This is a genomic window from Janthinobacterium sp. JF4, from assembly GCF_059617925.1.
The window spans coordinates 43,506-67,923 of record NZ_JCAQAV010000017.1 but is presented as its reverse complement, the minus strand read 5'-3'; the positions used below and the strand labels follow the sequence as shown (position 1 = coordinate 67,923).

The window sequence follows — 24,418 nt, the reverse complement described above, 5'->3', positions numbered from 1 at the left end:
GCCCAAACCATGCTGACCGTTTCTCTGCCCTTCCAGCTCCCGCCCCCCCTCCCAGCTTCTCCCCCTGCATTTCCACGCAAACTTGATCTGACACAACACGCATAGTCCGCGCAGGCATCAAGGTCAGCTTTTAACCAGTGATCCCAACCGCATGTCCAGCGATCCTCTTGCGCCGCCCGTGCTGCGCCTGACGCTCACGCGCGATCCCCTCGCCGATGCCGGCGACTGCGCCGCCGCGCCCGGCTGGCATGGCCAGACGCATGTGCTGTCCAGCGCGCGCGGCATCGGCAGCTGCCGCATCGCCCTCGATATCGGCCCGGCCGACGTGGTGCAGCTGCTGCTGTGCGATGGCAGTTCGTTGCTGGCAGGCAGCCTGGACCTGCCACGCTACCTGGGGCCGGCCACGCTGGCGCGCGACGGCGCGCCCGCCAGCATCGAAGTGGGGCTGGCCCTGCGTCCGCAGGCGGCGCGCCAGCCGCCCGGCGCCAGCCGCGATGGCCTGGGCGCCTGGATGCTGCGGGCCGTGCGCGTGTACCGCTGCGGCGCCGCCGCCATGACGGCGATGGCGGCGGCCGGCGCCTTCCAGGACCGCCAGCTGGAACAGCGCCTGGGCCTGTACCGCTGCGGCATCGAGGCGGGCAGCATGACGGCCGTCGCCAGCCTGCCTGCCGGGCCGGAACCGGTGCTGCTGCTGTTGCATGGCACGGCCTCGTCGACCCAGCGCAGCTTTGGCGGCCTGTGGCGCAACGGCCTGGCGCAGCGACTGGCCGCGCAGTACGGCAACCGCATCTATGGCTTTGAGCACCGCAGCCTCAGCGACAGTCCCATCGAGAACGCGCTGGCCCTCGTGCGCCAGCTGCCGCACGGCGCCGTGCTGCACCTGCTGTCCCATTCGCGCGGCGGCCTGGTGGGTGAATTGCTGGCGCGGGCGCAGCGCATCGACAGCCGCGGCGCCGTCGACCTGGCTGGCGACGGCCTGCAGCGACTGAGCGAAAACACGGTGGGCGGCGAAGCGTTCAACAGCCACGATATCGAACACTACACGGCGCAGGCGCGGCTGGGCGGACGCGGCGGCTACGACGCGGATGCGGCGCGCCTGCGCGAACTGGGCCTGGAATTGAAGACGCGCGCCATCCGCATCGCCCGCTTCGTGCGCGTGGCCTGCCCGGCGCGCGGCACCACCTTGATGTCGGGCCGGCTCGACCGCTGGGCCAGCGTGATGTTCAACCTGCTGCTCCAGGGCGACGTTCCCGATGGCGCCATGGCCTTCCTGCTGGCCCTGGTGCAGCAGCGCTGCGATGCGCGCATCCTGCCTGGGCTCGAAGCGATGATGCCCGACTCGCCCCTGGTGGCGCTGCTCAACGCGCCCGACGTGCGCGTGGCCAGTCCGCTGCATGTGCTGGCCGGTGCGTGCAGCGGCGACGGCCTGCTGGGCTGGCTGGGCGACTGCCTCGACGGCCAGCTCTACGGCGGGCAAAACGACCTGGTGGTCAATTGCGCCTCGATGACCGGCGGCGCCACGCGCAGCACGCCGGTACAGCAACTGCTGCTGCGCGGGCCGCAGGCGCACCACCTGAACTACTTCGAACGCGCGCCGTCCAGCCAGGCCGCCGTGCAGGCGCTCACCGGCGACGAAACCGCCTACCAGCCGCTGCCCGGCATCGAGCACGGCGCGCTGGCGCGCGGCGGCGAAGTGCCAAAACGGCGCGCGCACGCACCCATCGTGCTGCTGCTGCCCGACATCATGGGCAGCCATCTGCAAGTGGGCAGCAACCGCATCTGGTTCGACCCCGTCAACCTGGTCGAAGGGCGCATCGAGCGCCTGGCCGTGGGCCAGCCGCACATCGTCAGCGCCGGCTGGATCGAATCGTACTATGAACCGTTTGCCCGTTTTCTCGCGCAAAGCCAGGAAGTGCGGCCCTTCACCTATGACTGGCGCCTCTCGCTGCAGCACTCCAGCAGCGCTTTCCTGCCCGTGCTCGACGAGGCCATGCGCGATGCCGAACAGCGTGGCCACCCCTTGCGCATCGTTGCCCACGGCATGGGTGGGCTGGTGGCGCGCCTGGCCCTGAAAGACCGCTGGCAACGCTTCGGCGCCGTGCCCGGCAGCCGATTGCTGCAGGTGGGCAGCGCCAACCGGGGCACGCAGGCGATGGTGCAAGTGCTGCTGGGACGCGACCGCCTGGTGCGGATGCTGGCCTGCTGGATAGGCTGGAAGCACACGCGGCGCCAGTTTCTCGGCTTCGTGCGCGCCTTTCCCGGCGTGCTGGACATGCTGCCGTGGCCGCAGGCGGGCGGCATCGACTATTTCGACGCCGGCGCCTGGGCGCAGCTGGCCGCCGGCGACGTGCAAGCGGGCCTGCCCGGTGGCTGGCAGGCGCCCGAAGCGCCAGCGCTGGCGGCGGCGCGCGCCACCGTGGCCTTGCTGGAAGCGGCCCCGCTCGACGCCCGCCACTGCAGCTACCTGGCCGGCTGCGCCGACACGCCGGTGGCGCTGCGCCTGCGCGACGGCGGCATCGAGACAGCCTGGTCGCCGGACGGCGATGGCCGCACGGCCTGGCAAGGCGGAGTGCCGGACGGCGTGCCGGCCTGCTACCTGCCGGTGGCGCATGGCGACCTGCTGCTGCAAAAGGAATACTATCCGGCCATCGCGCAGCTGCTCGAGAACGGCCAGGGCGCGGGCCTGCCACGGCGCCCGCCGCACGCGCCTGGCGGCGCCCCTCCCCGCTTCCATCCCTACGTTCCCTACGCTACGCCGCTGTACCCGCAGCCGCAGGAACTGCTCGACGCCGCCATCGGCGCCGCCGGTCCCGCCAGCGCGCCGGAAGACCACGCGCCGCAGCTGCGCCTATCCGTCATCCATGGCAGCATGGCCTCGGCCGACGCGCCCGTCATGAGCGGCTGCTACGCGTTCGAATCACTGCGCGGCAGCATGCGTTTTCTCGACCGCCTGCTGGCGGGCAAGCTGCAGGAAATCCACGCGCTGGGACGCTTTCCGCAACGTCCCGACTCCGCCCTCGTGGTGCTGCAGCCCGATGCGGCGCGCCGGCCCGGCGGCGCCATCGTCATCGGCCTGGGCGCGCTGGGCGAGCTGACGCCGGGCGAATTGGCGCGCGCCTTTGCCGGCGGCCTGCTCGAATACGCGTGCGTCTGCCTGCAGGTGCGCGCCGCCGGCCACGTGGCCGCGCCGCCGATGGGCGAACACGGCTTGCGCGTGGCCAGCCTGCTGTCCGGTTCCGGGTACGGCGGCTTGAGCATCGCTCTGTGCGCGCGGGCCCTGATCGACGGCGCGCGCAGCGCCAACCGGCGCCTGGAAGACGCCGGCATGGCGTGCCGCATCGGCCACATCGCCATCTACGAACAGTCCGAGGCGCGCGCCATCGCCGCCGCCGTGGCCATCGAGCAGATCATGGCCGAAGCGCGCTACCAGGGCAGCTTCGCGTTCGAGCGGCGCATCCGCCACAGCCCCGGCGGCTACCGGCGCATCCTGCCCAGCCTGAGCGGCGACAATGGCTGGCGCCGCGTGCAGATCGTCGCCGCCGATCTCTCCGGCGCCCTGCGCTTCACCGTGCTGACGGACCGCGCCCACAACAGCGTCGACGAGGAGCCGAACCAGCGGCAAGCCGTCGATGGCCTGATCATGGATGCCACCGACAACACCACCGACCAGCCGGGCCTGTCGCGCGCGCTGTACGAACTGATGCTGCCCAATGGCCTGAAGGCGGCCATCCCCGAGATGCGCGGCCTGATCCTGGCAGTCGACCAGAGCGCCGCCATCTATCCGTGGGAGCTGATGCGCGACGAGGCGGGCAGCGAGGAAAACCCGCTGTCGACGCGCATCGGCATGGTGCGCCAGCTGGCCAGCCTGCGCGAGCAGCCGTCCGCCGTCAGCCCGCCCAGCAACAGCGTGCTGGTGATCGGCGACACCGATTCCGGCCTGCCCGAGCTACCCGCCGCGCAAGCCGAGGCGCAGGACGTGGCGCGCATGTTCGGCGCGTACGGCTACCAGGTGCGCGAGCTGCTGCGCCCGCAGGCGCAGCGCGTGCTGGTGCACCTGTTCGACGAGCGCTATTTCGCCATCCACCTGGCCGGCCACGGCGAAGTGGCGGGACCCGGCATCGCCCATACGGGCCTGGTGCTGGGGCCGAAGACGCGGCTGACGGCGGCGCAGGTGGGCAAGCTCAAACGCGTGCCGCAATTCGTCTTCATCAATTGCTGCCACCTGGGCGACATGCGCCCGGACGCCGTCGCGCCGTGGTCGAAACTGGCCGCCAGCCTGGCCACGGCCTTCATTGAAATGGGCTCGCAGGCGGTGATCGCGGCCGGCTGGCGCATCGACGACCAGGCGGCCAGCATCTTCGCGCACAGCTTTTATCACGCCATGCTGAGCGGCGAATACTTCGGCGACGCCGTGCGCCTGGCGCGCGAAGCGGCGTATCTGCAATTTCCTGCCTCGAACACCTGGGGCGCCTACCAGGCATATGGCGACGACCGCTACCGCTTCCCGAACACCCAGAGCCGGCCCTGGCAAGCGCCCGATTACCACTACCACGGCCACCTGCTGGCCGACCTGGAAACCCTGCACGCGCGCCTGGCGGGCGCCGATCCTGCGCGTCGCGCGGCCATCGGGGAAAAGCTGGACAGCATCGAGGAAGCCGTGCGCGCGCGCTTCTTCGGCTGCGCCGACGTCCGCGAAAACATGGCCGCCACGCGCGCCGGCCTCGGGGGACTGGAGAACACCCTGCGCGCCATCGAACATTACCGGGCGGCGCACAGCGCGGCCGACGGCAAGGTGGGCTTGCGCGCGCTGGCGCACTGGGCGGAACTGGAAATACGCCAGGGCGCGGCCCTGTGCGGCCTCGATGCGGGCGCCGGCATCGAGGTGCCGGCCGTGCCCGACACAGCGCAGGGACGGCAGTTGCTGCAGGATGGAAAACGGCATATCGACCTGCTGGTGGCGCTGGCGCCCACGGCGCAGCGCCTGGCCCTGCTGGGACGCTACTGGGCCTTGCAGGCACGCCTGGCCTGCGCCGAAGGAGGCTCCGGCGCGCCGGCCCTGCGCGCCATGACGGACGCCTGTCTGGCCGCGCTGGAAGAGGCGCGGCGGCGCAGCGGCGTGGCCGACTGCGACCTGATTTTCCAGCTGCTGGCGGGCGCCCTGCTGCTGAAAGCCCATGGCGACAGCGGCGCCTGGCGCGCGCTCGATCCGCAACTGGGCGACTTGCTGCACGATGCCATCGCCTATGCGCGCCAGCGCCACGCGGACGAACACCGCGCCATCGACGCAGGCGCCCCCGTGCGCGCCGCCCTGCTGGCGGCCCTGTGGCAGGTGCCGGACGGCCAGCCCTTCGACGCGTCCGCGCGCGCCGCTTTCCTGGCGCTGTACCACGACGCCATGCGGCGCCACGGCAGCATCGGCGAACCCGAAGCGATCACGGTACCGCTGCGCTTCCTGCTCGAACTGCTGCCGCCCGACAGCACGGACACCGGCTTGCGCAGCGCCGCACAGGCGCTGGCTGGCCAGCTGCAAGCCTCACTCCCCGGCGCTAACCCCGGCAGCCTTAGGCAGGCGCCACCCCGTAGTGGCGCGCATAGCGCTCGTCCAGATTCGCCAGCGGCATCATCATGAACATGTCGGCGCTTTCGAAATCAGGATCCCACGCCGGTTCGCCGCAAATCCACGCGCCCGAACGCAGGTAGCCCTTGATCAGCGGCGGCACCTGCGGCTTGTGCGCCGCTTCCACCTGGTGGATGGGGAAAGGCAGGTGCGGCGTGACGCGGTACTCGCTTGGGGCCATGTGCTTTTCGGCCAGCGCCTGATACACGGCGACGGCGTTGTGGCCGCCATCGGCCAGGCTGATGCTGGCGCAGCCGACCAGGTAGTCGCAGCGCTCGCGGCGCATGTACTCGGCCAGGCCAGACCACAGCAGCATGATCACGCTGCCGCCCCGGTATTTCGGGTGGATGCAGGCGCGGCCCGCTTCGACCATGCGGCCGCGCAGGTTCTTCAGGCGGCTCAGGTCAAACTCGTTTTCCGAATACAGCCTGCCGATCTTGGCCGCCTTGGCCGCGCTCAGCACGCGGTAAGTGCCCACCACTTTCAGGGTATCGGCATCGCGCACGATCAGGTGATCGCAGTGCGCGTCGAATTCATCGCTGTCGAGGCCATCGGCGTTGGCCAGCGACGTCAATCCCATAGTCTCGATAAACACCTTGTAACGCAAACGCTGGACTTCGCGCAATTCCGCCGCTGTCGTGGCCTGGCTCAGCACCAGTTGGACCGGCCGCGCCTTGGCTTCGTTTGATGCGATTATGTTTTGCATGGTTTCATCCCCCTGTGATCAAGACGACTCCAGCGTACTTGTCTAATATGTCAGGAAAATGACAGCCGAATGTCATTTCCATGACGCAAGTCAATGGCATTCGGGGATCGTGCATAATTACCACACTCGCCCAGCCGAAAGAGACCATGAAAGACACGGACGTCGTCCCGGAAGCCATCCATATCACGCCTTACACCAGGCCGGCAGCCGGCTGGGGTGCATTGAAACACGTGGCCATCAGCCTGCGCCAGGAACGGGTCGCGCCCGGCAATCTGAAGGCGCTGCTGGCGCAAAACCAGCCCGACGGCTTCGATTGCCCCGGCTGCGCCTGGCCCGACCGCAACCACGCTTCCACGTTCGCCTTTTGCGAAAACGGCGCCAAGGCCGTCGCTGCCGAAGCGACCAGCCGCCGCGCCGGCCCGGCACTGTTTGCCAGCCATACCGTCACGCAGCTGCTGCAACAGTCGGACTACGCGCTCGAACAGCACGGCCGCCTGACCGAACCGATGGTATACGACGCCGCCAGCGACCGCTATGTGCCCATCGCCTGGGAAGACGCCTACGCCCTCGTGGGGCGACACCTGCGCGCCCTGCCCGATCCGAACCAGGCCGCGTTTTACACATCGGGCCGCGCCAGCAACGAAGCAGCCTTCTTGTACCAGCTGATGGCGCGCCTGTACGGCACCAACAACTTCCCCGACTGCTCCAATATGTGCCACGAGGCGACCAGCCGCGGCTTGCCAGCCACGGTGGGCATCGGCAAGGGCACGGTGACCCTGGCCGACTTCGAACTGGCCGACACCATCCTCATCTTCGGCCAGAATCCCGCCACCAACCACCCGCGCATGCTGGGCGAACTGCGCGACTGCGCGCGCCGCGGCGGCAGCATCGTCTCCATCAATCCCCTGCGCGAACGGGGCTTGCAGCGCTTCACGGACCCGCAAAGCGCGCTGGAAATGGCGACCCTGGGCAGCACGCGCCTGGCCGGCCTGTTCGTCCAGCCCACCCTGGGCGGCGATTTCGCCCTGATCAAGGCCGTCGCCAAGCGCGTCGTCGAGCATGACGACGCGGCCCAGGAGGCAGGCAGGCCCGCCGTCATCGACCACGCCTTCATTCTGGAACACTGCAGTGGTTTCGAGGCATTCCGCGAGGACCTGCGCGCAGAAAGCTGGGAACTGCTGCTGCGCGAGTCGGGCGTGGCGCGCGCGCAGATCGAGGCATTGACGGACATCTTCGTCAAGGGCCAGCGCGTCATCGCCACCTGGGGCATGGGCCTGACGCAGCACAAGCACAGCGTGGCGGCCATCCGCATGCTGTCGAACCTGATGATGCTGCGCGGGCAGATCGGCAAGCCCGGCGCCGGCTTGTGCCCCGTGCGCGGCCACTCCAACGTGCAGGGCGACCGTACGGTGGGCATCGAGGAAAAGCCGACCAGCGCCTTCCTCGACCGCCTGGGCCAGGTGTATGGATTCGCGCCGCCGCGCGCGCACGGCCACGACGTGGTGGCCAGCATCGACGCCATGCGGCGCGGCGACGTCAAGGTGTTCATTGCGCTGGGCGGCAATTTCGCCGCCGCCACGCCCGACACGCCGCTGACCTGTGCCGCGCTGCGCCAGTGCGCGCTGACGGTGCAGGTGGCCACCAAGCTCAATCGCAGCCACCTGGTCATCGGCAAGGAAGCCTTGCTGCTGCCCACGCTGGGGCGCACGGAGATCGACCTGCAGGGCGGCGTGGCGCAGGGCGTGACGGTGGAAGACTCGATGAGCATGGTGCATATCTCGTACGGCCGCAATGCGCCCGCTTCACCGCAGTTGCGCTCGGAAGTGGCCATCGTGGCCGGCATGGCGGAAGCGACGGTGGGCAACGCCCTGGTCGACTGGCGCGCGTACGCGGCCGACTATGCGCGCATCCGCGACGACATCGAGAAGGTGTTCGACGACTTTTACGACTACAACGCCAGGGTGGCGCAGCCGGGCGGCTTTCATCTGACGGTGGCCTCGCGCGAGCGCGTGTGGAAGACGGCCAGCGGCAAGGCCAGCTTCCTCGTCGCCCCGCTGCAGCTGGACACGCCTCTGCACCGCGCCCGCGCGCGCCACGGCGAGCGCCTGATGGTCCTGATGAGCACGCGCTCGCACGACCAGTACAACACCACCATCTACGGCATGGACGACCGCTACCGGGGCGTGTACGGCACGCGCAAGGTGGTCTTCGCCAACAAGGAAGATATCGCCATGCTGGGCTTTGCCGACGGCGAGCTGGTGGACTTGATCGGCGCCTGGGACGATGGCGTGGCGCGCCGCGCCGACGGCTTCCGGCTCGTCGCCTACGACATTCCGCGCGGCTGCCTGGGCGCGTATTATCCGGAGACGAACGCGCTGGTGCCGCTGGCCAGCACGGCCGACGGTGCCGGCACGCCGACATCGAAGTCCGTGCCCGTGCTGCTGCAGCGCAGTGAAGTTAGAGCGTGATGGCGGGCGTGTAATCGACGTACGCATCCTGGCGGCAGAAACCCACCAGCTTCATGCCCGCCTGCGTGGCGATGGAAATGGCCAGCGAACTGGGGGCGGAAATCGTCGCCAGCAGCGGAATCTGCATGCGCGCCGCCTTGCGCGCCAGCTCGTAGCTGCCGCGGCTGGACAGGAAGACGAAGCCGCGCCGCATGTCGATACCGTGCAGCGCCAGATGGCCAATCAGCTTGTCGAGGCCATTGTGCCGGCCGACATCCTCGAACACGTGCACGATATCGCCATCGGGCGTGCACCACGCGGCCGCATGGACGCCGCCCGTTTCCCGCATCAGCGCCTGGTGTTCGCGCAGGCCGCTTGATGCGCGTGCCAGCGCGGCGGGCAGGTCGACGTGGATCAGCGATGGCGGCAGCGCCGCGGGCCGCAAGTCGAGCATGTCGATGCTGTCGATACCGCACACGCCGCAGCCCGTGCGGCCCGTCAGCTGGCGGCGCCGGTCCTTCAGGCGAACGAAGTCTTCCTGCGCGATGCTCAACGCCACTTCGGCGGAGTCGGGGCGCAGGAACACTTCGCAGTCGAAGATGGCGCCGGCGGATGCGACCACGCCTTCCGTCAGCGCGAAGCCGTAGGCGAACGCTTCCAGGTCGCGCGGGGTGGCCATCATGACGACGTGGGAAATGCCATTGAAGACCAGCGCGACGGGGATTTCCTCGGCGACGTGGTCGATGGCGGCAATGGAACCGCCCGCGCGGTGGCGGACGATGGCGCGCTCGACGAAGCCGGCGCGCTCAATACTGGTTTCTTCTGACATGGCAACCATGGGGGAACTATCACAGGCCCCATGGTAAACCAGAATGGGCAAGCGGGGGCGGCCCCTCCGCTCGCGCCATCAATCCTTCTTCGGACGGCCCGTTTTCAGCTGCGGCAAGCCGGCCAGCACGTTTTGCAGGGTGGCCAGGTCGATCTGGCTGATCAGCGCCACGCCGATGCGCAGCAATTCGCTTTTCTTGATCTCGAAACCGGCTTTCAGGCAGGCTTTTTTCACCTGGCCCAGGACTTCGTATTCCGCTTCCGGCATGGTGAAGCTGTCGCGCACCAGTTTCGGCTTGCGGGCTTTTTCCTTGACGGCGGCGACCTTGGCGAGCGGCGCCTTTTTCGCTGGCGCCGGCTTGGCGGCCGCTTTGGCTACCGGTTTGACGGCGGTTTTCGCTACCGGCTTGGCGGCAGGTTTCGCGGCAACCTTGGCCGCCGGCTTGGCAACGGCTTTCACTGCCGCCTTGACGACCGGCTTGGCGGCGACTTTGGCGACGGGCTTCGCCACAGCGGCCTTGGCTGCCGGCTTGGCGGCGGCAGGTTTCGCTGCTGCCGGCTTTGCGGCCACTGGCTTGACGACGGCTTTTGCCACCGGCTTGGCGGCAGGCTTCACTGCAGGCTTGGCGGCCGGTGCGGCCTTGGCAGCTGCCGCGTTGATCGAGGCGCTGGTGGGGAACATCGATACGGGCGTGCTGTCGGCTTTTTTCGCTGGAACGGGTTTGGTCATGGATTTTCCAATCTAATAAATAATATAAACAATATATACGGTTTTTTAAAACCTTGCTTGCTGCACATCAAATTGCGTCAATATTGTCCCCTCCTCACGCGCTGGCGCGGATCGTGAAATCGACCCCGACCTCATCCCAGAATTCCTGCTCCTTCTCGATCCAGAACGACACGGTGGGGTGGTGCGCCACCCAGCCGCGCTTGATGTCGAGCTCGATGCGGCTCTTCATGCGCAGGCGCAGTTCGCTGAAATCGGCCTCGATGCGCGCATGCATGAGCAAGATCGACAGACGCAGCGCCAGCACGGCCTTGGCGAAATCGGGGTCGGACAGCACTTCGCCGATCTTGCGCAGATTGCCCTTCTGCGCCAGGATCAGCCGGCTCATGGTCTTCTGTTCGCGCGTGGTAAAACCGGGCAAGTCCGCGTTTTCCACGATGTAGGATGCGTGCTTGTGGTAGCCCGTCTGCGACACGACCAGGCCCACTTCGTGCAGCAGGCTGCTCCAGCGCAGACATTTCACCAGGGCGTCGGACGTGGGCTTGAGCTGCGCATACATGGCCAGCGCCTGCTCGGCCACGCGGCCGGCGCGCTGCTGGTCGATATGGAATTTCTCCATGCAGCCCTGCACCGACTGTTCGCGGCGGTCGCGCTTGGTCGAGCGCAGGTACAGATCCCACATCACGCCCATGCGCAGGCCCGCCTCGATCGGCGTCATGGCGGGAATGGCCAGTTCGCGGAACAGGCCAATCAAAATGGCCAGGCCGCCGACGATGGTGCTGGCGCGGTCGGGGCGCAAGCCGGGCATGTCGATGCGGCTCGTGTGACCGAGTTCGATGAAGCGGCGCGCCAGCGCGTCGAGGCTGGCGCTCGTGAGCAAGCCATCGCCCAGCTTGTTGCGGGCGATGATGTCGGCGATGGTGCGGATGGTGCCGGAAGAGCCGTAGGCCGTCTTCCAGTGCTGCGGAAGGTACGGCGGCGCGGCATCCTCGAAATGGCTGCGCGCCGACAGGATGGCCGCCTCGAACGACGGCGCGTCGATGCGCCCGCCGATGAAGAACGACAGGCTTTGCTTGACGGTGCCCAGGCTGAAGGACTCGACGCGCTCGATATCGTTGCCGCGCCCCAGTATCAGTTCGGTCGAGCCGCCGCCGATATCCATCACCAGCCGGCGTTCACCAGGAATGGCCAGCGCATTGGCCACGCCCATGTAGATCAAGCGCCCCTCTTCCTCGCCCGAGATGATCTCGATCGGGTAGCCGATGGCTTGCTCGGCCAGCGGCAGGAAGACGGCGCCATTGCGCGCCACGCGCATGGCCGACGTGGCCACCACGCGCACGGCATCGAGTTCGAAGCCGGCGAGAATGGCGCGAAAGCGCTGCAGGCAGGCCAGCGCGCCCTGCATGGCCGCGTCGGTCAGGTCGCCATTGGCATCCAGGCCGGCGGCCAGGCGTATCGGATCGCGCACGCTCTTGACCACGCGGATCGTGTCGCCATCATGCTTGCCGACGTGTAAACGAAAACTGTTGGACCCCAGGTCCACCGCTGCATACATACTGGCCTCTTGTCTTGTCATTGCAATGCCAACTAAAAAAGTTGGCAAATTCAGTTGCTAAACTATATAAATCATTTAAACGATTTAAAAATCCTACCACACTACCCCCATCGTATGACAGCGGCGTGACAGGATTGTGACAAGAAGTCGCGCAGCGGCGACGTTTAAGGAACGATGGTGGTAAACAGATACACGGCGAAAATCACCAGGTGCACCGTGCCCTGCATGACCGTGGTGCGGCCCGTGCCCAGCGACAGGGTGGCCACCATCAGCGACAGCAGCAACAGCACCGTCGACTTGATATCGAGTCCCAGGGTGATCGTCAGGCCCGTGGCCAGCGACACCACCACCACGGCGGGAATCGTCAGGCCGATGCTGGCCAGCGCCGAACCGAGCGCCAGGTTCAGGCTCGTTTGCAGCCGGTTGGCGCGCGCGGCGCGCACGGCGGCCAGGCCTTCGGGCAGCAGCACGATGGCGGCGATGACGATGCCGACCAGGGTTTTCGGCGCGCCCATGGCGGCAATCGCCGTCTCCAGCGCGGGCGCCAGCGATTTGGCCAGCAGCACCACGGCGCCCAGGCACACCAGCAGCGCGGCGGCGCTGACCCAGGCGACGGTGGGCGTGGGCGGCGCCGCATGCACCTCTTCATCGCCGACGGCTTCCTTGGGCAGGAAATAATCGCGGTGGCGCACCGTCTGCACCAGCACGAAAGTGCCGTACAGGACCAGCGAGATGACGGCGATGAAAATGAGCTGGCTGGAGTTGTAATACGGGCCGGCGGCGCTCGATGTGTAATTCGGCAGCACCAGGGTCAGAACGGCGATGGCCGCCAGGGTGGCCAGGGAAGCGCTCACGCCCAGCAGGCCGAAGGTCTGCTCGCGGTGGCGCCCGGCGCCCAGCAGCAGGCAAATGCCGACGATGCCGTTCAAGATGATCATGATGGCGGCAAACACGGTGTCGCGCGCCAGGCCCGTCGTTTCCGGCCCGCCGGCCAGCATCAGCGAGACGATCAGCGCCACCTCGATCAGGGTCACGGCCAGCGCCAGCACCAGGGTGCCATACGGTTCGCCGATACGGTGCGCCACCACTTCCGCGTGGTACACGGCGGCCAGCACGCTGCCGATCAGGCCAGCCACCAGCAGGATCTGGTAGGCGCCGCCGACGTTGAAGGTGGAACCGAAGAGGAACAGCCAGCCGGCAAGCGGGGCGGCAAGCGGCCATACAGGCAGGGTTTTGAGCATTTTCATTATGGGCCTGGCAAGAGTAAAAAAGGGGGACTGCGGTGCGGACGACAAGAAGGGCCTAGCATGCACCCCACAGCATAACTTGCTTAGCTTAAATGAAAGTTAGGGAATGCACATGTTCGGCGTACCGGCGTCCAGCATGGCCTGTCTGGTAACATACCGTTGCAATTCTCTTGTCTTTTTGCTTGCTGCCGTCGTCATACTGCAGAGCACGCCTTACCGGCAACGACCAAGGACAGACCATGATTTCAATAAACAACACGGCCATGCGCACCTTCTTCTTCGCTGGCAGCGTATTTTGCGCCGCCGCACACGCGGACACGCCGCCAGCGCAGGCGGCGCAGGTAGACGCGAACTGGGCCACCCCGCCCGCGCCTGCCGCAGAATCACGCTGGCAAGACAGCCTGCCGCCCGCGCCGCCCGTGGCGCCACGCGAAGAAAAGATCCTGCCCAAGAGCGAATGGCTCAGCGTCGAGCCGATGAAAACGCCCGACCGGCGCTGCGATCCCGGCCTCGACGCCCTGTTCCTCAGCAAGGAATGCGGCAAGGAACCGAGCTGGCTGGGCTCACGCAAGAAGTAAGCCGGCTTAAATGTCCAGGGTGCTGGCGCCGCGTGCTTCCACCACCCTGTTGCGGCCGGCCTGCTTGGCCGCCTGCAGCGCCTCGTCGGCGCGCTTGAACAGGCTGACGGTGCTGTCTTCGGCGCGGATGGTGGTCACGCCCAGGCTGGCCGTCAGCTGCAGCACGGCGCGTTCCGTCTTGACGGGCAACACTTCGACGGCGGCGCGGATGCGCTCGGCCACCATCAGCGCATCGGCCAGGGTCGTGCGCGGCAGCTGGATGGCGAATTCGGCGCCGCCCAGGCGGCCCATCAGGTCGCTGTCGCGCAGTTGCTGGCGGCACGTGTCGACGATGGTTTTCAGCACCGCATCGCCCACCGGATGGCCATAGCTGTCATTGACTCTTTTAAAGTGGTCGATATTGAGCACCACCAGCGCCGTCGGCAAGCCGGGCCGGCGCGCCAGCGCCATCCATGGCGCCAGCGCCTGGTAAAAGCCGCGCCGGTTCGGCACGCCCGTGGCCGCGTCGAGCACTTCCAGGCGCGCCAGCTCGCCGCCCAGTTTTTCACGCGACAGCAGCAGGTAGCCGAAGGCGTTCGTCAACATCATCAGGTACAGGGCGCCAAAACCGGCCAGCTGCAGCAGTTCCGCGTCGAAGGCCGGGACGGCGGCAGCGAGCACGCCGCGCGCGGCGATCAGCAGCGACAGCAGGCCCATGCTGACGACGAGGAAGCGGCGCAGCATGCTCGCCTCGCGCCATTTCAGGCACAGCGCGGCCACGCCGGCCAGGAAGAAACCGGCCACGATCAGCGAACCGCCGGCGCTGCGCAGCAGCGGCGCCACGTCAAACAGATAGCAGGCGGCGAACAGCGCCACCGACAGGCCCAGCGCCGGCAAGACATAGCGGCGCCAGCCGCTGCGTCCGGCCGCCTGCCACAGCGCGCCCGCGTCGAGCGCCATGCCGGCAAACAGCAGGCTGTTGCCCAGCAAGACCGAGAGGAAATCGGGCAGCACGCCGCGGAAGTACAGCAGGCACCAGGCCACGGCCTGACATTGCTTGGCCACCGCCCAGGTGGACATGCTGAGCGACTTCTTGCGCTCGTACTCGAAGAAGAACAGGGCCGCGCACAGGCTCAGGTTGCCGAGCGCCAGGGCCAGTACCAGGGTCTTGATATCCATGGGCTACGCTATCGCTGCGCAGGCGCGGCGCGCCAGGTCAGATTTCGTGCTCGACATTGGTGCTGCCGTCGCCGATCTTGCTGGCCCACGCCTGCACGAAATACTGCTTTTCCACGTCGCTGGGCGCCTCGTGCCAGAACACGATGAGGGTACCCTTGTGATCGTGGATTTGCGCCACTTTTTCAATGAAGCCGACATTCTCGGCCTGGTCGGCCAGCGCCGCCGCGTAGCCATACACGCGCGTCAGCCGCTCGATGCGGTCAGGCTCCGTAAAACTGTTCGTTGCCGTAATAATGGGGTGATCCAAAAACATGCTTGTCTCCATGGTGCCCGACTGCGCGGCCGTGCCGCCGCGCGCCATATACATCGTATACGCATGCTCGGCGCGGATTAATCGAGTATGCTCACGGGAGCTTATCAGATTTCTCTGAATGCAACAAAGCATCTCCCCCAGTCCACTCAGCGAAGTCGCCCCATGCCGGAAAACAGAAGCACCACCCCACTTGCCCCGCAGGTGCATACCTGTGGCGACCGGCGCCGGCTGGAATTCCAGCCCGGCATGATCCAGAGCGAAATGCTGCTGTCGCGCCCCGACCATCTGCTGCTGCGCTATGCGCGCGCCATGATGTGCTTCACCCTGTTCGTGCCGCGCCCGCGGCACATCCTGATGGTGGGCCTGGGCGGCGGCTCGCTGCTGAAATTCTGCCACCGCCACTTGCCCGACACGCGCATCACGGTGCTGGAATTGCGCGCCGACGTGATCGCCCTGCGAGAGCAGTTCATGCTGCCGCCCGACGACGCGCGCCTGCGCATCATCGAAACGGACGCCGTCAGCTATATCCGCCTGCATCCGGGCTGCGCCGACGTGCTGCTGCTCGATGGCTACGACGAAACGGGCTTGCCGCCCGCCCTGGGCAGCGCGCGCTTCTATGCGGACTGCCTGCGCGCCCTGCTGCCCGGCGGCGTGCTGGTGGCCAACCTGTTCAGTTATGACGAGCACTATCCCGCCATGCTGGCGCGCCTGATGCTCACCTTCCGCGGCGCCGTCTGCCACTTCGATGGCATCGCGGGCAATAACCGCATCATCTTCGCCGCCAAGCCGGAGCAAGGCCAGGGCGCCGGCGGCCGCGCCGTGCGCGTGGTGCGCCTGGTGCGCTGGCGGCGGATGGCCGGCCTGGCTTTCCTGAACCGCTGGCTGCCGGCCTGGCAGTTGTGGCGCTTGCGCCGCCATTCAGGCGCGGACAGCGACTGAAAGTCGTCTTGCCCGGCCATAGATATTGTTGCTTATTAGCAGTGATTTGGTGCAAAATCCGCATGATGGATGTGGTTTATGACAAACTACGGCCTGCGTGGGGCCGGCAGGCGCTGCCGAACCCATGTGTCGATGAAGTGAGATAGGAAAAACCATGCTGCGTGGCCGCCTGCCATTGTCGATTTCCGCTGCGGCCGCGCTGACCTTTGCCAGCGGCGTCAGCGTGACGGCCGTGCTGTTTGCCGCCATCAGCCAGCTCGAGTACGACAAGATGAGCCTGAGCCTGCAGCAGCGCGCTGGCGCGCGCGTCGCCGCCATCGAGCAGGGGCTGGACGACGCGGTCGAAGTGCTGACCACGACGAACCAGCTGTTTGCAGCCGTCGTGCCCGTCACACGGGAGCAGTTCCACGACTTCACCACGCCGCTGCTGCAGCGCCACCCATTCATCCAGGCCTTCAATTTCCACCGCATCGTGCCGCATGCGCAGCGCGCGGCATTCGAGGCCGAGCTGCGGCGCATCGTGCCCGACTACGCCATGACGGAAATGCGCGATGGCGTCGTCGTGCCCGCCACGGCGCGCGCCAGCTACCTGGTGGTGGACTACCTCGTCCCCTTGCAAGGCAACCGCCCCGCCTTCGGCCTGAACGTCAGCCCGAGCGGCGTGCTGGCGCGCGCGCTGGAACAGGCGATCATCAGCGGCCAGACCACCGCCACCGGCCTGCTGGCCCTGGCGCAGGGACCGCAACAGGGCTTCGTCATCGTGCGTCCCGTGTACCGCCATGGCGTGCCCCTGCAAACGGTCCAGCAGCGGCGCGCGGCGCTGATCGGCGATACGGCGGTCATCGTGCGCGCCGGGGAACTGGTGCAGAAAATCCTCGCCGGCGCCGACCTGCTGGACGACTCCCAGCTTGAACTGAGCGTCTACGCGGACGCCGGCGCCGACCCGCGCCAACTGATCTTCCGGCATGGCCAGGCGCCTGCCGATGAACCGGGCGGCGCCTGGGAATCGCTGCCCCGCTGGCTGCACTTTGCCTACCACAACCAGTATGACCGGGCCTTTGCTTCCGCCGGCCGGCCCTGGCACGTGCGCGTGGTGGCCCATCCGCGCCCCTTCCTGGCCGACCATCTGGGCTCCCTGTTTACCCTGATCACGGGCTTGCTGTTCAGCGCACTGACGGCCGCCTTCGTGCAATCGCTGACGCAGCGTTCGCGCCGCGTGCAACTGCTGGTGGAGCAGCGCACGGCCGACCTCAAACGCAGCAATGAGCTGCTCAGCGCCGACGTGCGGGCGCGCCAGCGCACGGAGCGCGCCCTGCAGGAAAGCGAGAAGCGCTTCCGCCGCCTGCTGGCCCTGTCTTCGGACTGGTACTGGGAACAGGATGCCAACTTCTGCTTCACCCACATCACCAGCGGTTTCACGGACAAGTCGAACATGCCGCTGGAACGCTTCATCGGCATGACGCGCTGGGAAAACAACCCGGAGATGCGCAATTCGCGCTGGGGCAAGCAGCACATCGCCAATCTGGAAGCACACCTGCCCTTTTCCAACCTCGAATATGCGATGCAGGACCGCGACGGCCAGCTGCGCTGGTTCAGCATCAATGGCGAACCGCTGTTCAACGAGCTGGGCGAATTTCGCGGCTACCGGGGCACGGGTTCGGAAATCACGGAACGCAAGCTGGCCGAGCAGCAAATCCAGCACATCGCCCACCACGATGTGCTGACGGGCTTGCCCAACCGCGCCCTGCTGCGCGACCGCCTGGCGCAGGCGATGGCGCTGTCGCGCCGCAAGAACCGCGCATTGTGGGTGCTGTTGATCGACCTCGACCGGTTCAAGTTCGTCAACGACAGCCTGGGCCACAAGGCCGGCGACCTGCTGCTGAAAACCATCGCCACGCGCTTGCAGGCCAGCCTGCGGGAAAGCGATACGGTGGCGCGCCTGTCGGGCGATGAATTCGTCGCCATCCTGTGCGAACAGGTCGACGAAGTGCTCAGCGGCGCCATCGTGCAGCGCGTGATGGATGCCGTGGCGCAGCCGGTACTGTTAGATGGCAAGGAATTTTTCGTCACCTGCAGCATCGGCGTGGCCGTCTACGACATGTCGCGCTACGACGCGCCCGGCGACGTGACCTTGCATGGCGAGACGCAGAACCTGATCGAGCAGGCCGACATCGCCATGTACTGCGCCAAGAAACAGGGCCGCAACAACATCAAGTTCTACACGACGGCCATGAACCAGGCCACGCTGGAGCGCCTGCGCATCGAGACGGCGCTGCGCAACGCGCTCGAACGCGAGCAGTTCGTGCTGCATTACCAGCCGCAGGTGGACCTGGACAGCGGGCGCATCGTCGGCGTGGAAGCGCTGCTGCGCTGGCAGCATCCGGAGCTGGGCATGGTGGCGCCGCAGCGCTTCATCGCGCTGGCCGAAGACACGGGCCTGATCGTGCCGATCGGCGCGTGGGTCATGCGCCAGGCGTGCGCGCAGATGCAGGCCTGGCATGCGGCTGGACTGGGCCAACTGCGCCTGGCCGTGAACCTGTCGGCACGCCAGTTCAACGAGCCGAACCTGGTGGCCTCGATCGCCGAAGTGCTGCTGGAAACGGGCTTGCCGCCCGCCTGCCTGGAACTGGAACTGACGGAAAGCCTGTTCATGCACGACGTGGCGCTGGCCGTCAGCCAGCTGCACGACATGAAGGCGCTGGGGGTGCAGCTGTCGATCGACGACTTCGGCACCGGCTATTCCAGCTTTGCCTACCTGCGCACCTTCCCCATCGACGTGCTGAAGATCGACCGCAGTTTCGTCGGGGACGTGGCGCGCGACGCGGACGATGCGGCCATCGTCGTCTCCATCATCGCCCTGGCGCACAATCTGAAACTGCGCGTGGTGGCCGAAGGCGTGGAAACGGCGGAGCAGCTCGATTACCTGCGCCGCCATGGCTGCGATGAAGCGCAAGGTTATTACTTCAGCCACCCGCTGCCCGCGCACGAGGTGGAAATCCGGCTGCGGGCGGAAGAAACGCACGTCATGCTGTAGCCGGCGGCGGCACCCTTGCCCCGAGCTCGAGCTCGGCCCAGTCGTCGGCCAGGCCGGCTTGCGCCAGCAGGAAAGCCACATCCGTGGCATGCGCCGTATCAATGTCCTGCTCAGGATGCGGCCATACGAAATCGCATTCCGTGCAAACGATCACCGCCTGCCCCGTTTTCTTGACCGTTGCGTGCAGCAGGTCGCCATATTCGCCGCAGGTGGGGCACTCCATGCTCTTCGCCTACATGCCCGGCCTTATAGCTTCTGTTGCAGGAATTCGAGGAAGCAGCTGATGCGCTGCGCCAGCTGCGTGTTGCGGTAATACACGGCGTGGATCTGCTGGCGGTAGCCCGTATAGAACGGTTGCAGCACCTGCACCAGGCGGCCGGCCGCGATGTCGTCCTTCGTCATGAAATCGGACAGGCAGACGATGCCCTGGTCGTGCAGGGCCAGCTGGCGCAGGGTTTCGCCGCTGGAGGCTGCCAGCGCGGGCACGATCTGCAGGCTGTTGCCCGCCTCGTGGCGCAGCGGCCACTGATTGCCCAGTTCATATTGCGCAAAGCCCAGCAGCGCATGACCGGACAGCGCTTCCGGCGTGGCCGGCGTGCCGTGGCGCGCCAGATAGGCGGGCGTGGCCAGCACGTGCAGCGGGCTGGCACTGAGGGGGCGTGCATGCAGGGTCGAGTCGACCAGGGCGCCGATGCGGATGGCGATATCGGTGCGGTGCTCGAGCAGGTCGGCGATCTGGTCGTTGCTGGTCAGCTCCAGGCGGATGTCCGGGTACATGGCACGAAACTCGGCCACGTGGGGCACCACGCAATGGAGCATGAAGGGCGAGGCGGCATCGACGCACAGCCGCCCGGCCGGTTTCTGGCGGCGGATGCGGATCGACTCTTCCACGTCTTCCATCGAGGCGAGGATGGCGCGCGCCTTGTCCAGGAACAGCTGCCCCTCCTCCGTCAGCTCCATGCGCCGCGTGGTGCGCGTCAGCAGCGAGGTGGCCAGCTTGTCTTCCAGGCGCGACAGGGCGCGGCTGACGCCCGAGGTGGTTTGTCCCAGGTGCACGGCGGCCGCGCTCAGGGTGCCGCTGTCGATGACGGTGACGAAGATTTTCAGGTCGTCCGAATTGATGTCCATTCTTGCCCTTGTTTCACAGATCAAGGCATTATAATGGATTGCAGGCAATAGTCAGCGAGGCTGACCGGGCTGCGCGCTACGTCAGGCAACGTAGAACAAAATGGCGATAAAATGGCAGATACTGCCGGCCAGCACGAACAGATGCCAGATGCCGTGGCCATGGCGCAGCTTGTGGTCGGTGGCATAGAAAGCGATGCCGCCCGTGTAGCACAGGCCGCCCGCCACCAGCCACAGGAAACCGTTCCACTCGAGCGCCGCCAGCAGCGGCTTGATGCCGACGACGATCAGCCAGCCCATCGCCACGTAGATCACCAGCGACAGGATGCGCGCGCCTTTCGCGTACACATATTCCTGCACGATGCCGAGCAGGGCCAGGCCCCAGACGACGCCAAACAGCGACCAGCCCCACGGTCCGCGCAGGGTCACCAGCATGAAGGGCGTGTAGGTTCCCGCGATGAGCAGGTAAATGGCGCAGTGGTCGAGCCGCTGCAGTATGGCCTTGGCCTTGCCGCGCACGCTGTGGTACAGGGTGGAAGTCAGGTACAAGGTCAGCAGCATGGCCGCATACACGCTGCAGCTGACGATTTTCCAGGCGTCGCCCGTGCGGGCCGCCACGACGATCAGGATGACGCCGCCGATGGCCGCCAGGGCGGCGCCCACCGTATGGGAAATGCTGTTGAACCGTTCACCGTGATACATGGCTAAGCCCCGCCCACGGAAACGCAGCAAAATTCCGGGGTCAGACCCGCCGGGTCTGACCCCAGTTCTTGCTTTGGGGTTTCAATCAAGCTTCTTCCGCCTTCTTGCGCGCGGGACGGCGTGCCGGCGTCTTGCGTGGCGCCTTGGCCGGCTGGTCTTCGGTCACGGCAACCGCTTCCACCGGCTCCGCTTCGACGACAGGCGCCGCTTCAACAACAGCTTCCGCCGCCTTCCTGGCCGGTTTCTTCGCCGCTGCCGCCTTGCGGGCCGGCGTGCGCGGCTTGGCCTTGGGCTTCGCTTCGGCGACGGCTTCCACGACCACGTCGGCTACCGGCTCGGGCACTGGCGCAGGCACGGCTTCCACCGGCGCTGCCTCGACGGCTTCGGCGCGCGCTTCGCGGCCGCCATCGCCATTCTTGCGGCCGCCACGGCCATTGCGGCGCGAACCGCGCTTGGCGTTGCCTTCTTCGGCCGCCACCTCGGCCACCAGTTCCACCGCCTCGGCCACCTCGTGCTGCACTTCCGGCTGCGGCGCCGGCGCATACTGCTCGACGACGACGGCTTCCGCGTCGGCCACCGGCACGAAGGCCTGCGGCGCGGACTCGCCACGGCGTTGCTCGTTCTGCTTGCGGCCGCCACGTCCGTTGCGGCGCGAATCGCGGCGGCTGCCGCCTTCGCGGCTGTTGCCCTCTTCCGCCGTCGCGCCGGTCTCGCTGGCGACGACGTCGCTGGCGGCTTCCCCGTTCACGGGCGCAGCCACGGGAACCAGGCCGCTGCTGCGGTAGACATAGGCGCCCGATTTTTCATCGCGGCCAAATTCCAGCAAGCCGCGCGTCTGCGCTTCTTCCAGCAGGTTGCCGAAGGTGCGGAAACCGTAATACGATTCGCTGAAGTCCGGCTTGCGGCGCTTGATCGCTTCTTTCAGCATCGAGGCCCAGATCTTGCCGCTGTCGCCGCGCTCCGAGACCAGCGCGTCGAACGTCTCGACGGCCATCTCGATCGCTTCCGTCTTGCGCGACTCGTACTTCTCCTTGCGGCGCACTTCCTCGTCGGCCGAACGCTTCGGCGCAGGCGTGTCGCGCGCGTCGCGCTTGGCGGCCGTGCGGCGGCTCTCGCGCACCAGGTCATCGTAGAAAATGAATTCGTCGCAGTTGGCCACCAGCAAGTCGGAGGTCGACTGCTTGACGCCCACGCCGATCACCTGCTTGGCGTTTTCGCGCAGTTTCGACACGAGAGGCGAAAAGTCGGAATCGCCGCTGATGATGACGAAGGTGTTCACATGGGCCTTGGTGTAGCACAGGTCCAGCGCATCGACCACCAGGCGGATGTCGGCCGAGTTCTTGCCGGACTGGCGCACGTGGGGAATTTCGATCAGTTCGAAGTTCGCCTCATGCATGGTGCCCTTGAAACTTTTATAACGGTCCCAGTCGCAATATGCCTTCTTGACAACGATACTGCCCTTGAGCAGCAAGCGTTCGAGGATGGGCTTGATATCGAATTTTTCGTAATTTGCATCTCGCACACCGAGCGCGACGTTCTCGAAGTCGCAAAACACGGCCATGCTGAGGTTTTCTGGGGATGACGCCATAAGGGTGAATTCTCGCTGATGATAAGGGCGGACGGGAAGCGCAACGCCTCCCTTTTCGCCTAGTATATTCGCCCATCCCCCGTTTCGGCGACAACTATCGTGCGCGGCAGCCTATTGTGCGCCGCCGGCGGCGCTCGTGCTGGCGCCGGCGAGCGGCCAAACAACGCTTTCATCGACCGAATACAGCTGGCACGGCAGGCTGCTGCGGCGCTGGCACGAAGCGAGCGCGCGCACATCGGGGCTTTCGCCCTCCTCGGCCCAGCCCCAGGCGCCGCTGGCCGACAGGGCAAAGGCGCGCGGCGCGGTTTTCTCCAGGAAGACGCGATAGGCGGCCCGGCCCTGTTCTTCCAGATAGGGCACGGCGGCGATATCGTCCTGCGGCGCGAAATGCGTGGCGGGCGGCGACGGCGCCTCGGCCACGCGGTAGACCTGGCGCACCGGCATGCCGATTTTCTGCAGGAAGCGCTCCGTGGCGGGCAGCCACACGGCCACCCCGTCGCGGCTGCCCAGAGTCAGGTGGGCGTCGCGCTTGAACGGGCCATACGCAAGCAGTTGCGCGCGGCCGCCGGATCCGGTAAAGGAATTGAACAGCCGCCGCGCCAGGGCCGGCGAAAAGTACGAGTCGTTCGCGCCATACAGCCACAGGCTGGGGATGTGGTTGTAGGCGCCCATGGTGGCGAAGGACTTGGCCAGCGCCCCTTGCCAGTCGCAGCCGGGCATGTCGACGCGCAGGCCGCCGGCAAAATTGAGCACGCCGCGCACGCCGGGCAGCGCCCGGGTGGCCAGCGCCAGCGCCGCCATGCCGCCATACGACTGCCCCGCGACGACGATGCGCTGCGGGTCGACCCAGCTCTGGCGGCGCGCATACGCCAGCGCGGCCAGCATGTCGCGCGCCTGACCCTGGGCGTTGCCCAGCATGTCGCAGCCGAAATCGCGGTAGGCGCCCATGGAACGCGCAAAGCCGGCGCGCATGGGCAGCATCACCGCATAGCCGCGGCGCACGAATTCGGTGGCCATATAGATAAAGCGCTCGCGCTGCTGCAGCCGGGCCGGGCCGGCCTGCTTGCCGTGATTCATCAGCAGCAGGGGAAACGGGCCTGGGCCGGCGGGACGGAACACCGTCGTCTCCAGCGCTTCGCGCACGCCGTCGCCGGCCGGCAGCATGATGACCTGCTCGTTCAGGCGCGCATCGAGCGGCAACTGGGAAGAAACAAGCTGGGCTTGCAGGGGCAGGCACGGCAGACTGAGCAAAAAACCCAGGAAAACAGGGCGACGCAGGGGAAAAATGGCGGACTCCGTGGAGGATTTCCCTGCCAGTCTAGACAGTGAAATGCCACGGCGCAATATGAAAATGTACGTGATGCACTTATTTTTTGCGGCAAGCACCTGCGGAAAAAATTGTTGCCTTGCACCAACCACCATCCGCCCCTTTTCCCGCTGGAAGGAGTAAACTGGGCGTATTCTGAAGGAGTCGCCATGTCCATCTCCGCCCTCACCACCGGCACCTCGGGGCTGACCGCCAACCAGCGCGCGCTGGATGTGGCCGCCAACAATGTCGCCAATGCGAATACGCCGGGCTTCCAGCCGCAGAAAGCCGAGTTCCAGGAAGCCAGCCCGGCCGGCACGGGCGTCACCCTCTCCGTCGAAGGGCGCAAGCTGGCCGCCAGCGAAAGCGTCAGCGGCGCCAGCGCGAATGCGGCCAAGGCGGCGGAAAGCCGGCCGAACGGCGTGGGCCTCGCGTCCGAACTGACAGATAACCTCGTCTACAAGGTCGGCTTCAATTTATCGGCGAATGTCGTCAAGGCCGCCGACCAGGCCCTGGGCAGCCTGATCGACGTCAAGACTTGAACACGG

General features: G+C 66.8%; 18 protein-coding genes. 6 read left to right on the top strand and 12 right to left on the bottom strand.

Annotated features, from left to right (window positions below; translation table 11 throughout):
• Positions 1–151 precede the first annotated feature (151 nt).
• Positions 152–5,629 (top strand): CHAT domain-containing protein, encoded by a 5,478-nt coding sequence (locus AC54AF_RS14830; protein ID WP_496637145.1) that lies wholly within the window; start codon positions 152–154, stop codon positions 5,627–5,629.
• Here the strand turns inward: AC54AF_RS14830 and AC54AF_RS14825 are convergent.
• Complete coding sequence (locus AC54AF_RS14825) at positions 5,562–6,323, bottom strand: GNAT family N-acyltransferase (protein WP_131686656.1); 762 nt, start codon at positions 6,321–6,323, stop codon at positions 5,562–5,564. The two genes, AC54AF_RS14830 and AC54AF_RS14825, sit on opposite strands and share 68 nt — an antisense overlap.
• A gap of 146 nt (positions 6,324–6,469) precedes the next feature.
• On the opposite strand from AC54AF_RS14825, the gene AC54AF_RS14820 reads away from it, so the two are divergent.
• Positions 6,470–8,791, top strand: coding sequence for an FdhF/YdeP family oxidoreductase (locus AC54AF_RS14820; protein ID WP_496637144.1), 2,322 nt, complete (start codon positions 6,470–6,472; stop codon positions 8,789–8,791).
• Here AC54AF_RS14820 and fdhD read toward each other — a convergent pair.
• The 4 genes from fdhD to AC54AF_RS14800 all read right to left on the bottom strand — a co-directional run bounded on the left by fdhD (position 8,781) and on the right by AC54AF_RS14800 (position 13,127).
• Positions 8,781–9,599, bottom strand: coding sequence for a formate dehydrogenase accessory sulfurtransferase FdhD (fdhD, locus tag AC54AF_RS14815; protein ID WP_496637143.1), 819 nt, complete (start codon positions 9,597–9,599; stop codon positions 8,781–8,783). The genes AC54AF_RS14820 and fdhD overlap by 11 nt on opposite strands.
• A gap of 78 nt (positions 9,600–9,677) precedes the next feature.
• Entirely contained in the window at positions 9,678–10,328 is a 651-nt protein-coding gene (locus AC54AF_RS14810; RefSeq protein ID WP_496637142.1) for a hypothetical protein, read from the bottom strand.
• Between the two features lie 94 nt (positions 10,329–10,422).
• The gene (locus AC54AF_RS14805) at positions 10,423–11,880 is read right to left on the bottom strand and encodes a Ppx/GppA phosphatase family protein (RefSeq protein WP_496637166.1); all 1,458 of its coding nucleotides are present in this window, start codon (positions 11,878–11,880) and stop codon (positions 10,423–10,425) included.
• A 164-nt stretch (positions 11,881–12,044) separates the two neighbouring features.
• Positions 12,045–13,127 carry a calcium:cation antiporter gene (locus AC54AF_RS14800; protein ID WP_496637141.1) on the bottom strand — a complete coding sequence of 361 codons (1,083 nt, stop codon included), beginning with the start codon at positions 13,125–13,127 and terminating at the stop codon, positions 12,045–12,047.
• Positions 13,128–13,366: 239 nt separating this feature from the next.
• Here AC54AF_RS14800 and AC54AF_RS14795 point away from each other — a divergent pair, with 239 nt between their 5' ends.
• Positions 13,367–13,705: a hypothetical protein gene (locus AC54AF_RS14795; RefSeq protein ID WP_496637140.1), complete on the top strand. Its 339-nt coding sequence runs from the start codon at positions 13,367–13,369 to the stop codon at positions 13,703–13,705.
• Between the two features lie 6 nt (positions 13,706–13,711).
• Here AC54AF_RS14795 and AC54AF_RS14790 read toward each other — a convergent pair whose 3' ends face one another.
• Positions 13,712–14,863 carry a GGDEF domain-containing protein gene (locus AC54AF_RS14790; RefSeq protein WP_496637139.1) on the bottom strand — a complete coding sequence of 384 codons (1,152 nt, stop codon included), beginning with the start codon at positions 14,861–14,863 and terminating at the stop codon, positions 13,712–13,714.
• A gap of 37 nt (positions 14,864–14,900) precedes the next feature.
• Positions 14,901–15,176: a hypothetical protein gene (locus AC54AF_RS14785; RefSeq protein ID WP_496637138.1), complete on the bottom strand. Its 276-nt coding sequence runs from the start codon at positions 15,174–15,176 to the stop codon at positions 14,901–14,903.
• A gap of 162 nt (positions 15,177–15,338) precedes the next feature.
• Here AC54AF_RS14785 and AC54AF_RS14780 point away from each other — a divergent pair, with 162 nt between their 5' ends.
• Positions 15,339–16,115 carry a spermine/spermidine synthase domain-containing protein gene (locus AC54AF_RS14780; protein WP_496637137.1) on the top strand — a complete coding sequence of 259 codons (777 nt, stop codon included), beginning with the start codon at positions 15,339–15,341 and terminating at the stop codon, positions 16,113–16,115.
• A gap of 154 nt (positions 16,116–16,269) precedes the next feature.
• Positions 16,270–19,149: a bifunctional diguanylate cyclase/phosphodiesterase gene (locus AC54AF_RS14775; protein WP_496637136.1), complete on the top strand. Its 2,880-nt coding sequence runs from the start codon at positions 16,270–16,272 to the stop codon at positions 19,147–19,149.
• Here AC54AF_RS14775 and AC54AF_RS14770 read toward each other — a convergent pair.
• The 5 genes from AC54AF_RS14770 to AC54AF_RS14750 form a co-directional block, all read right to left on the bottom strand.
• Positions 19,139–19,372 (bottom strand): hypothetical protein, encoded by a 234-nt coding sequence (locus tag AC54AF_RS14770; protein WP_496637135.1) that lies wholly within the window; start codon positions 19,370–19,372, stop codon positions 19,139–19,141. The two genes, AC54AF_RS14775 and AC54AF_RS14770, sit on opposite strands and share 11 nt — an antisense overlap.
• Before the next feature lie 23 nt (positions 19,373–19,395).
• On the bottom strand, positions 19,396–20,277 hold the full coding sequence (locus AC54AF_RS14765) for a LysR substrate-binding domain-containing protein (protein WP_496637134.1): 882 nt from the start codon (positions 20,275–20,277) through the stop codon (positions 19,396–19,398).
• Positions 20,278–20,358: 81 nt separating this feature from the next.
• Positions 20,359–20,976, bottom strand: a complete 618-nt coding sequence (trhA, locus tag AC54AF_RS14760) for a PAQR family membrane homeostasis protein TrhA (protein WP_496637133.1) — start codon at positions 20,974–20,976, stop codon at positions 20,359–20,361.
• Between the two features lie 85 nt (positions 20,977–21,061).
• On the bottom strand, positions 21,062–22,564 hold the full coding sequence (locus AC54AF_RS14755; RefSeq protein WP_496637132.1) for an NYN domain-containing protein: 1,503 nt from the start codon (positions 22,562–22,564) through the stop codon (positions 21,062–21,064).
• Positions 22,565–22,675: 111 nt separating this feature from the next.
• A complete protein-coding gene (locus tag AC54AF_RS14750) occupies positions 22,676–23,815 on the bottom strand; it encodes a dienelactone hydrolase family protein (RefSeq protein WP_496637131.1) in 1,140 nt (379 codons plus the stop codon).
• A 225-nt stretch (positions 23,816–24,040) separates the two neighbouring features.
• On the opposite strand from AC54AF_RS14750, the gene AC54AF_RS14745 reads away from it, so the two are divergent.
• On the top strand, positions 24,041–24,412 hold the full coding sequence (locus AC54AF_RS14745; RefSeq protein ID WP_496637130.1) for a flagellar basal body protein: 372 nt from the start codon (positions 24,041–24,043) through the stop codon (positions 24,410–24,412).
• The last annotated feature ends 6 nt before the right edge of the window (positions 24,413–24,418 follow it).

Excerpts from the sequence above, each read along its gene's own strand:
- AC54AF_RS14785 (WP_496637138.1), bottom strand. The coding sequence starts at position 15,176 with ATGTTTTTGGATCACCCCATTATTACGGCAACGAACAGTTTTACGGAG.
- AC54AF_RS14810 (WP_496637142.1), bottom strand. The coding sequence starts at position 10,328 with ATGACCAAACCCGTTCCAGCGAAAAAAGCCGACAGCACGCCCGTATCG.
- AC54AF_RS14770 (WP_496637135.1), bottom strand. The coding sequence starts at position 19,372 with ATGGAGTGCCCCACCTGCGGCGAATATGGCGACCTGCTGCACGCAACG.
- AC54AF_RS14795 (WP_496637140.1), top strand. The coding sequence starts at position 13,367 with ATGATTTCAATAAACAACACGGCCATGCGCACCTTCTTCTTCGCTGGC.
- AC54AF_RS14790 (WP_496637139.1), bottom strand. The coding sequence starts at position 14,863 with ATGGATATCAAGACCCTGGTACTGGCCCTGGCGCTCGGCAACCTGAGC.
- AC54AF_RS14765 (WP_496637134.1), bottom strand. The coding sequence starts at position 20,277 with ATGGACATCAATTCGGACGACCTGAAAATCTTCGTCACCGTCATCGAC.
- AC54AF_RS14825 (WP_131686656.1), bottom strand. The coding sequence starts at position 6,323 with ATGCAAAACATAATCGCATCAAACGAAGCCAAGGCGCGGCCGGTCCAA.
- AC54AF_RS14805 (WP_496637166.1), bottom strand. The coding sequence starts at position 11,880 with ATGTATGCAGCGGTGGACCTGGGGTCCAACAGTTTTCGTTTACACGTC.
- AC54AF_RS14800 (WP_496637141.1), bottom strand. The coding sequence starts at position 13,127 with ATGAAAATGCTCAAAACCCTGCCTGTATGGCCGCTTGCCGCCCCGCTT.
- AC54AF_RS14755 (WP_496637132.1), bottom strand. The coding sequence starts at position 22,564 with ATGGCGTCATCCCCAGAAAACCTCAGCATGGCCGTGTTTTGCGACTTC.
- fdhD (WP_496637143.1), bottom strand. The coding sequence starts at position 9,599 with ATGTCAGAAGAAACCAGTATTGAGCGCGCCGGCTTCGTCGAGCGCGCC.
- AC54AF_RS14780 (WP_496637137.1), top strand. The coding sequence starts at position 15,339 with ATGCCGGAAAACAGAAGCACCACCCCACTTGCCCCGCAGGTGCATACC.
- AC54AF_RS14775 (WP_496637136.1), top strand. The coding sequence starts at position 16,270 with ATGCTGCGTGGCCGCCTGCCATTGTCGATTTCCGCTGCGGCCGCGCTG.
- AC54AF_RS14820 (WP_496637144.1), top strand. The coding sequence starts at position 6,470 with ATGAAAGACACGGACGTCGTCCCGGAAGCCATCCATATCACGCCTTAC.
- AC54AF_RS14830 (WP_496637145.1), top strand. The coding sequence starts at position 152 with ATGTCCAGCGATCCTCTTGCGCCGCCCGTGCTGCGCCTGACGCTCACG.
- AC54AF_RS14745 (WP_496637130.1), top strand. The coding sequence starts at position 24,041 with ATGTCCATCTCCGCCCTCACCACCGGCACCTCGGGGCTGACCGCCAAC.
- trhA (WP_496637133.1), bottom strand. The coding sequence starts at position 20,976 with ATGTATCACGGTGAACGGTTCAACAGCATTTCCCATACGGTGGGCGCC.